Source organism: Streptomyces huiliensis (assembly GCF_020037025.1).
Taxonomy (GTDB): Bacteria; Actinomycetota; Actinomycetes; order Streptomycetales; family Streptomycetaceae; genus Streptomyces; species Streptomyces huiliensis.
In genome coordinates this window covers 1-8,467 of sequence record NZ_JAIQLH010000360.1, presented here as the reverse complement: position 1 = coordinate 8,467, position 8,467 = coordinate 1, and the positions used below count along the sequence as shown (strand labels likewise).

At 75.4% G+C, this 8,467-nt stretch carries 6 protein-coding genes; 4 read left to right on the top strand and 2 right to left on the bottom strand.

Annotated features, from left to right (window positions below; translation table 11 throughout):
- A partial coding sequence (locus JNW98_RS33335; RefSeq protein WP_223772037.1) for an AfsR/SARP family transcriptional regulator occupies positions 1 to 2,642 on the bottom strand: 2,642 nt, incomplete at its 3' end.
- A gap of 157 nt (positions 2,643 to 2,799) precedes the next feature.
- Here JNW98_RS33335 and JNW98_RS33330 point away from each other — a divergent pair.
- Positions 2,800 to 3,975 (top strand): alkene reductase, encoded by a 1,176-nt coding sequence (locus JNW98_RS33330; RefSeq protein ID WP_223772036.1) that lies wholly within the window; start codon positions 2,800 to 2,802, stop codon positions 3,973 to 3,975.
- 47 nt (positions 3,976 to 4,022) lie between these two features.
- On the opposite strand, the gene JNW98_RS33325 is transcribed toward JNW98_RS33330, so the two are convergent.
- Positions 4,023 to 5,312, bottom strand: a complete 1,290-nt coding sequence (locus JNW98_RS33325) for a hypothetical protein (RefSeq protein WP_223772035.1) — start codon at positions 5,310 to 5,312, stop codon at positions 4,023 to 4,025.
- A gap of 208 nt (positions 5,313 to 5,520) precedes the next feature.
- Between JNW98_RS33325 and JNW98_RS33320 the strand changes: the two genes are divergently transcribed.
- The 3 genes from JNW98_RS33320 to JNW98_RS33310 all read left to right on the top strand — a co-directional run.
- On the top strand, positions 5,521 to 7,131 hold the full coding sequence (locus JNW98_RS33320; protein WP_223772034.1) for an MFS transporter: 1,611 nt from the start codon (positions 5,521 to 5,523) through the stop codon (positions 7,129 to 7,131).
- Entirely contained in the window at positions 7,128 to 7,628 is a 501-nt protein-coding gene (locus tag JNW98_RS33315) for a potassium channel family protein (protein WP_223772033.1), read from the top strand. Before JNW98_RS33320 ends, JNW98_RS33315 begins: the two co-directional genes overlap by 4 nt.
- 95 nt (positions 7,629 to 7,723) lie before the next feature.
- A partial coding sequence (locus tag JNW98_RS33310; protein ID WP_223772032.1) for a hypothetical protein occupies positions 7,724 to 8,467 on the top strand: 744 nt, incomplete at its 3' end.

The following is an 8,467-nucleotide window of genomic DNA, read 5'->3' as shown; positions in this document are numbered from 1 at the left end:
TGGCGGGCGACGGCGTCCGCGTAGTCGCCCTCGATCTCGGCGAGGGCCGCGAGGACCGGAACGCTCTGCAACGCGCCCCAGCCGTCGCCGAGTTCGCGGAACGCGGCGGCCGCGGCGCGGCCCTCGCGGCGGGCCGCCGCCAGATCACCGGCGGCCAGCGCGGTCCGGGCGAGCAGGGCGCGGGCCGCGGCGGTGCCCCAGGGGTCGGCCGCCGCGGTGCAGTGGCGCAGGGCGCGGGTGCCGACGGCGTGCGCCGTGACCGGGTCGCCCCCGTGGTGGAGGCCGTAGGCGAACAGCCACAGGGCGCGGCCCCGCCGGTCGGGACGGTCGATGTCCGCCTCGGGGCAGTCGCCGTCCGGCGGGCGGTGGCCCGTCAGCATGGCGAACGCGTCGTGGAGCAGCCGGAGTTCGGCGGCGGCGGGTGCCGGTAGGCGGGCGGAGGCGAGGACGTCGGCGAGGGCGCGCCGGGCCTCGTGGAGGCGGCCGCGCATCAGCCACCAGGGGCACAGGGCGGCGGCCAGGCGGGCGGCGTCGTGCGGGTCGCCGGCCCGCAGGGCGTGGTCGAGCGCGGCGCGGGTGTTGGCGGACTCGGTGTCCAGCCGGGCGAGCCAGTGCCGCTGGTCCGGTCCGCGTAGATGCTCTTCGGCCTGTTCGGCCACGTCCAGGAAGTAGCGGGCGTGGCGGGCCGCGGTGGCGGGGAAGTCGCCCGCCTCGTGGAGCCGTTCGTGGGCGTAGGCGGCCACCGACTCCAGCAGGTCGTACCGCGGTCCTTCTGCGGTGTACGTCACCTCGACGAGCGAGCGGTCGACCAGCCGGCCGACCAGGTCGAGGACGTCGTCGCCGCCGATGCCGGACCCGTCGCCGCCGGCACCCGCCTCCGCGCACACCGCCTCCGCCGCCGGCAGCGCGCATCCGCCGGCGGCGACGGTCAGCCGGCGCAGGACGGTCCGTTCGGGCGGGGTGAGCAGGTCCCAGCTCCAGTCGATCACGGCACGCAGGGTCTGCTGCCGGGCCGGCAGGCCGCGCTGGCCCGAGCCGAGGACGCGGAAGCGGTCGCCGATGCGCGCGGCCAGTTCCCGCACTCCCATGGCGCGGACGCGGGTGGCGGCGAGTTCCAGGGCGAGGGGGATGCCGTCCAGTCGCCGGCAGATGCGTGCGATGGCGTCGGCGGTGTCGTCGTCCTCCGGGCGCGGGGCGAAACCGGGTGCGGCCGCGGCGGCGCGCTCGGCGAACAGCCGTGCGGCGGCGGCGCCGTCGAGGGGCGGGACGGGATACACCGTCTCCCCGGGGAGGCGCAGCGATTCCCGGCTGGTGGCGAGGACACGCAGCTTCGGCGCGTGACGCAGCAGGTCGGCGACGAGGTCGGCGGCCCGCTCGATCACGTGCTCGCAGTTGTCGAGGACGAGGAGCGCCCGCCGGTCGCGCAGCGCGGCGGCCAGTGCGGTGGACGGCGCGGTGGCCGGGACCGCGGTCTGACGGACGCCGAGCGCCGCGGTCACCGCCTGGGTGAGGTCGGCGCCGGCGGGCAGCGCCCCGAGCTCGACGAACCGTGCGCCGTCCGGTGCGCCGCCCTCGGGGTCGTCGGCGAGGCGGTGGGCGAGGGCCAGGGCGAGCCGGGTCTTGCCCACCCCGCCGGGCCCGGTCAGGGTGACCAGGTGCTCGGCGCGGACCAGGTCCGCGAGGGCATCCAGCGCCGGGCCCCGCCCGACCAGCGTGGTCCGCGGGGCCGGCAGGTTCGAGCGGTGGAACGCACCCTGGTCCGCCATGCCGTCTGTCGCCGGGTCCGGCTCCCGGTCCGTCGCCGGGTCCGTCTCCCGGCCGGTCGCCGCGGGGCGGGAGGCCGCCGGGTCCGGATCCGCGGGCGGAAGGGCCGTACCGCCACCGCCCCTGACGTCCGCTGCGGCGGGCGCGAGGGCCGGGTCCTGGCGCAGGATCGCCTCGTGCAGCGCCGCGAGCTCCGGGCCCGGGTCGAGACCGAGTTCGTCGACGAGCAGCGCACGCAGCCCGGCGTACGCGGCCACCGCCTCGCCCTGGCGTCCGGCGCGGTAGAGGGCCCGCATCTGCACGGCGCGCAGGCGCTCGCGCAGGGGGTGGCGGTCCACGAGCTCGGACAGCTCGCCGAGCAGCAGCGGGTCGCCGAACTCCAGCCGGGCCTCGGAGAGTTCCTCCAGGGCGGTGAGCCGCTCCTCGGCCAGGCGCTGGGCGGCCGGACGGACGAATTCCGCGTCGGCGAAGTCCGCGTACGCCCGGCCCCGCCAGAGGGACAGGGCCTCCGTGAGCACGGCGGCCCGCGCGCGCGGTTCGGCGACCTGCCGGGCCCGCTCGGTGAGCGTACGGAAGTGGGCCGCGTCGACCCGCTCCGGGCCGTCGTCGAGCCGGAGCCGGTACCCGGCCGGGTGGTGGGTCACGCGGTCCCGGCCGATCGCCCTGCGCAGCTGCGAGACCTTGGCCTGGAGCGCGTTGGCCGGGCGGGCGGGGCCGGTGTCGCCCCAGATGTCGTCGATGAGGCGGTCGGACGACACGGGACGGCCCTCGTGCACCAGCAGTCCCGCCAGCAGGGCCCGCACCTTGGTCTCGGGCACCCGTATCGGCTCGCCGTCGGCGCCCCACACCACCAATGGACCGAGCACCCCGAACCTCATGAGTCACACCCTACACAGCTTGATCATCCATTCGGCCGACGAGCCGTCAGCGGACCATCAGCGGACCGTCAGCGGAGCCGAAGCGGGCCGCGGGAGAGTCGGACTCGACCGGGCCACCACGGCCCGGCCGGCCACAGGACGACGAAGGAGCACGACCATGAGCACGAGCACCGCAGAGGCCACGAACACCGCAGCGGCGAGCACGGACGAGAAGACCGAGGCGGCCGGCAGGTCCCCGCTGTTCCAGCCGGCCCGGCTCGGCGCCCTGCGGCTGCCGAACCGCCTGGTCATGGCCCCGATGACGCGGAACCGCGCCGGCGCGACGGGCGTACCGGAGCCCATCATGGCCACGTACTACGCCCAGCGCGCGTCCGCCGGGCTGATCATCGCGGAGGCCTCGACGCCGAACGCGGTGGGCGCCACGTACCCCGACATCCCGGCCATGTACGACGACACGCACACGGCCGGATGGCGCCGGGTCACCGACGCCGTGCGGGACGCGGGCGGACGGATGTTCCTCCAGCTCCAGCACGGGGGCCGGGTCGGGCACCCGGAAACGAGCGGCCTGCACCCGGTCGCCCCGTCACCGGTCGCCATGTCCGGCACGATCTTCACCCCGTCCGGGCACCGGCCGACCGTCGTGCCCCGCGAGATGACCGAGGACGACATCCGCGCGACCGTCGCGGACTTCGCCGCCGCCGCACGCCGGGCGGTCGACGCGGGCTTCGCCGGGGTCGAGGTGCACTCCGCCAACGGCTACCTGCTGCACCAGTTCCTCTCCTCCCACACGAACCGGCGCACCGACGGCTACGGCGGGTCGGTCGAGAACCGCATCCGCTTCACCGTCGAGGTCGTCCGCGCGGTCGTCGACGCCATCGGCCCGGAGCGCGTCGGGGTGCGCATCGCGCCCGGCGTCACCGCCAACGCGATGCGGGAGGACGACGTCGACGAGGTCTACCCGGCGCTCGTGAGCGCGCTCGCCGACCTGGGCCCGGAGTACCTGCACGTCGTCTTCGCCGACCCGGACCAGCCCCTGTTCCGCACCCTGCGCGGGATCTGGCCCCGGACCCTCATCGCGAACCCGGCCCTGCCCTGGCCCGGCCCCCTGCCCGTCGACGGCGGCCGCGCCGCCGGCGAACGCCTCCTGGCCGCCGGCGCCGACCTCGTCTCCCTGGGCCGCGCGTTCCTGGCCAACCCCGACCTGGTCACCCGGCTGCGCACGGGGGCGCCGCTCAACCCGATCCGCGACGCCCATCTGATGTACGTCGGCGGCGAGGAGGGCTACACGGACTACCCGACGCTCGGCGAGGCGGCCGAAGGAACGCCCGCGTGACGCCGGCGCCCGGCAGGGCCGGGCCGGCGGTGGCGTTCCCGGCCGGATCACTCCCGGCGCGGCCGCCGGACGCGGTCCTCCGCGCCGTTCGCGCCGTCCGCAGCGGACGCGGCGCCCAGGACCGCGAGGACCGCCATGACGAGGACGGCGACGCCGAGGACCAGGGCCACGGCGGCCGGTGTGGGGTGGTTCCAGAGGAACAGGGTCAGGGCCGACGCCCCGATGACGACACCGGTGGTCCACTTCCGGTGGCCCTCCAGCCAGTGCCCCGTGGCGCCGGTGCGCAGCCCGGAGCGGGCCATGGCCCGGCCCGTGGCGCCGGTGCTCCTGGTGCTCACCGCCCGGACGAACCGGGCACCCCGTCCGGGGCCGTAGAGGTATCCGGCCAGCGCGGTGACGACCGCGGCGACGAGGACGGTGCGGGTGCCGTCGCGCAGGAAGCGGACGAAGGTGTCGTAGACCGAGGCGGCCGCGTCCGGGGGCAGGACGTCGGCCGGGACGGAGTCCAGGTAGACGCGCCGCGCGACGGCCAGTCCGACGAGCAGCACGATCATCATCACGCCGATGCCGGCGGACGCGGCGACGAGCGTCACCCGGTGCGCGGGGGAGGCCCACACGGCGAGGGCCGCGAGGGCGACCACGATGACGGGCAGCCACACTCCGAGGGTGTTCAGCAGCCGCATGGCGTCCTGGGCCTCGTCGAGCTTGTCGGTCTCGAACAGGGTGATCGTCCGGTCGGTGTCGGGGATCCTGGCGGCCTTCTCGAAGCCCGCGTCGACCAGTTCCCGCTGGACCTCGTCCACGACGGTCCCGAGGTCCAGGACGACGGCGTCGCCCCTGGCCTCCACGGCGCCGGACCCCTCACCGGTGAGCGTCTTGACGAGTGCCGCGTGGGCCCGCCGGTTCGCGCCGTCCCACGCCTCCGCGAACCGGTCGCTCGTGACCACCTTGTCGATCACCTCGCGGACGGCCGAGGTGACCGCGTTCTTCAGGGGCCCGGCGAGGAGGTGCGACTTGTCCACGATCCCCGGCGGGGCGTCGGCCCTGGCCAGTGCGTTGCTGAGGGCGGCGGAGATCCCGTCGACGTCGACGTTGTCGACGACGTGGGCGGTCAGCCGGTCCGTGACGCCCTTCCGCACGGACGGGTCCTTCGCCAGTGGGGCGACGGTCCGCACATAGCGGTCGGTGTCCGCGACCTGGCTGTTCGCCCAGGTCGCCACCACCGCGAGCGGTGAGAGGACGAAGGCGAGCAGCAGCAGGACGGACGCCACGGCGTACCGCGTCCGGCGGCCGCGGGGGCGTCGCCCCGCGCGCGCCGGGCCCGGTGGGTCCGCCATCACGGACCCCTCATGCCCAAGGTCATCACCCCCGGCCCGTGATCGCACACGGAACGGTTCCGACCCGCGTTGGGCCGGGCGAGTGGCAGGCCCACGCCCAAGACGACGGACGGCCGCCGTGCGGTCCTAGGGTGCGAGTGAGGTCCCGGACGCGGTCCGGAGCCGCTCGCCCCTCAGGGCACACCGGAGCACGGGAGCAGGTGCAGGCGTGAAGCGATGGCGGGCCCTGGTCGTGCTCGGCACGGCCCAGTTCCTGATGGTGCTGGACACCTCGGTCATGAACGTCTCGATCAGCAGACTTGTCGAGGACTTCCACACCGAGGTCACCGCGATCCAGGGCGTCATCACCCTCTACACCCTGGTCATGGCCGCCTTCATGATCACCGGTGGCAAGCTCGGCGACGCGTTCGGACGCCGCCGCGCCTTCGCCGCCGGACTGGTCGTGTACGCCACCGGGTCCGCCGTCACCGCGCTGGCGCCGTCGCTGTGGGTCCTGGGGCTGGGCTGGTCGGTGATCGAGGGGCTGGGCGCCACCCTCGTCCTCCCGGCTCTCGCGGCGCTCGTCGCCGGCGCGTACCGCGGCCGGGAGCGGTCGGTCGCCTACGGGGTCATCGGCGGGCTGGCCGGAGCCGGGATCGCCGTCGGGCCGCTGCTCGGCGGGTGGGTGACGACGTATCTGACCTGGCGGCTGGTGTTCGCCGGCGAGGTCGTGGTGGTCGTCGCCATGCTGTGCGTCGTGCGGTGGATCCCCGACGTCCCGCCGGGGCCGCGGACGAAGCTCGACATCGGGGGCGTCGTACTGTCCGCGGCCGGACTCGCCCTCGTCGTCCTGGGCGTGCTGCAGAGCAGTTCCTGGGGCTGGCTCAAGCCCCGCAACCCGCCCTTCACCCTCCTCGGCTTCGCGCCGACCCTCTTCGTCGTCGCGGCGGGCGCCGTCCTGCTGTGGCTCTTCCGCGCCTGGGAACGGAGGCGGGGAGAACGGGGGCGGGAACCGCTGGTCCACCTCTCCCTCCTCGGCGTCCCGCCGCTGCGCGCCGGGCTGGCCATGCTGCTGGCCCAGAACCTCGTGCTGCTCGGCCTGTTCTTCGTCATCCCGCTCTACCTCCAGGTCGTCCAGGGCCTCGACGCCTTCCAGACCGGCCTCCGGCTGCTGCCCGTGTCCGTGACCATGCTGCTGTCCGCCATGGCCGGCCCCCTCCTCGGCCGCGTCGCCGCACCCCGCACGGTGGTGCGGTGCGGGCTGCTGGTGCTCCTGGCGGCGGCCCTGTGGCTGCTGGGAACCATCGAGCCGCGCCTCGACACCCTCTCCTTCGGCCTCGCGATGGGCGGCATCGGCCTGGGCATGGGGCTGCTCGCCTCGCAACTGGGGAACGTCGCGCAGTCCAGCGTCGGGGAGGACGAACGCGGCGAGGCGGGCGGCCTGCAGTACACCGCGCAGAACCTCGGCTCCTCCCTGGGCACCGCGCTCATCGGCTCCCTGCTGATCGGCGCCCTGGTCCATGCCTTCACCACACAGATCGACGACGACCCGAAGATCTCGGACGCCGCCCGGCAGCAGGCCGGGACCGCCATGGAGGCGGGCGTCAGCTTCGTGGGTACGGACCAGGTGCGCGCCGCCACCCGACGGGCCGGGCTCCCGCCGGCCGAGGCCGACGCGGTCGTCGACTCCTACGCCACGGCCCAGCTCGACAGCCTCAGGGCCGCCGTCCTGGCCACCGCGGGCATCACGCTCGGCGCCCTCGCCTTCACCCGCCGGCTGCCGGCCGGGCGGCCCGAGAGGCGATCGGCCGGGCGATCCGCGAGGGAAAACGGCCGATGAGCGCCGTCCTGCGCCCCCTGGGCACGGCGACCGCACTCGTCCTTGCCTACTACCTCCTGCCCCTGGACAAGCGGTTCCACGGCGCCACCGCCCTGGGCCTCGTCCTCGGCCTGGCCGCCGTGGCGGCGCTGTTCGCGTGGCAGATCCGCTCGATCCTGCGCTCCTCCCGGCCCCGCCTGCGGGCCGTCGAGGCGCTGGCCACCACCGTGCCGCTGTTCCTGCTGCTCTTCGCGGCCACGTACTACGTCGTGGAGAAGACCCGGCCGGGCAGCTTCACCGAGAGCCTCGACCGGACCGGTGCCCTGTACTTCGCGCTCACGGTGTTCAGCACGGTCGGGTTCGGCGACATCGTCCCCCGTACGGAACCGGCCCGGGCGGCCACCATGGTGCAGATGGCGGGCGACATCCTGCTTCTCGGCGTCGCGGCCCATGTCGTCGTCGGGGCCGTGCAGTCCGCCCTCGGCCGCCCGCCGGCCGGCGGAAGCGGGCCCGCGTGAGCGACGGCGAAGCCGGCACAGGAGGGAGGAGGCCGCCTTGCCCCGAGGAGCCTGAGGGTTCTGAAAAGCCAGGAGAGCCGGGGGAGTCGACGAGGGTGCGGGCCCAGGCGCTGCTGCCGATGATCTGGGCCGACCCGCGGCACATGCCCGAGCAACTCGCCTTCTTCGCGGTACGGCGGTTCGGCCCCGGGGCCGCCGCCTCCGCACACCGCCGGCGGCAGCGCGCTCCCTCGGCGGGAGAGGACGAACTCCGCGCGGCGGCGATCGCCCACGGCACGCGCCTGACCATGACCGACGGCGCGGTGCTCGGCGGCCCGTTCGTGGTCCTCATGCCGGCGAGCTTCGTCGCCGCCCTGCTCGCCCAGGCCCAGATGGTGCTCGAACTGGCCGTCCTCGCCGGACACGACCCCTGTGACGAACGACGGGTGGCCGACCTGCTCGTCCTCCAGGATGTGTACCCGTCGACGGAGGAGGCCGTGGCGGCCCTGCGCACGGTGGAACGCCACCCGCCCGGGGGCCGGGGCCGGATCCCCCGGCGGACGCGGTGGTCGCTGATCGTCAGGATGGCCGGACTCCTCGGCATCGTCGGACGCGGCGAGCGGCGCGGCTGGATGCGGCGGGTGGTCTCGACGGCCCCCGTCGCGGCCCTGTTCCTCGTGGGGATGGCGCTGCCCCTGATCTGGGTGCCCGCGCTCGCCGTGATCTACCGGAAGAACACCCTGCGGCTCGGCGCGAAGGCCGTGCGGTACTACACCCCCGCCGCCGGCGGGCAGCCGGGCGGAGCCCGCGGATGGCGCTTCCGCGTGCCCAGGACGGCCGGCCTCGCCGCGCTGCTGCGC

Excerpts from the sequence above, each read along its gene's own strand:
- JNW98_RS33330 (WP_223772036.1), top strand. The coding sequence starts at position 2,800 with ATGAGCACGAGCACCGCAGAGGCCACGAACACCGCAGCGGCGAGCACG.
- JNW98_RS33325 (WP_223772035.1), bottom strand. The coding sequence starts at position 5,312 with ATGGCGGACCCACCGGGCCCGGCGCGCGCGGGGCGACGCCCCCGCGGC.
- JNW98_RS33315 (WP_223772033.1), top strand. The coding sequence starts at position 7,128 with ATGAGCGCCGTCCTGCGCCCCCTGGGCACGGCGACCGCACTCGTCCTT.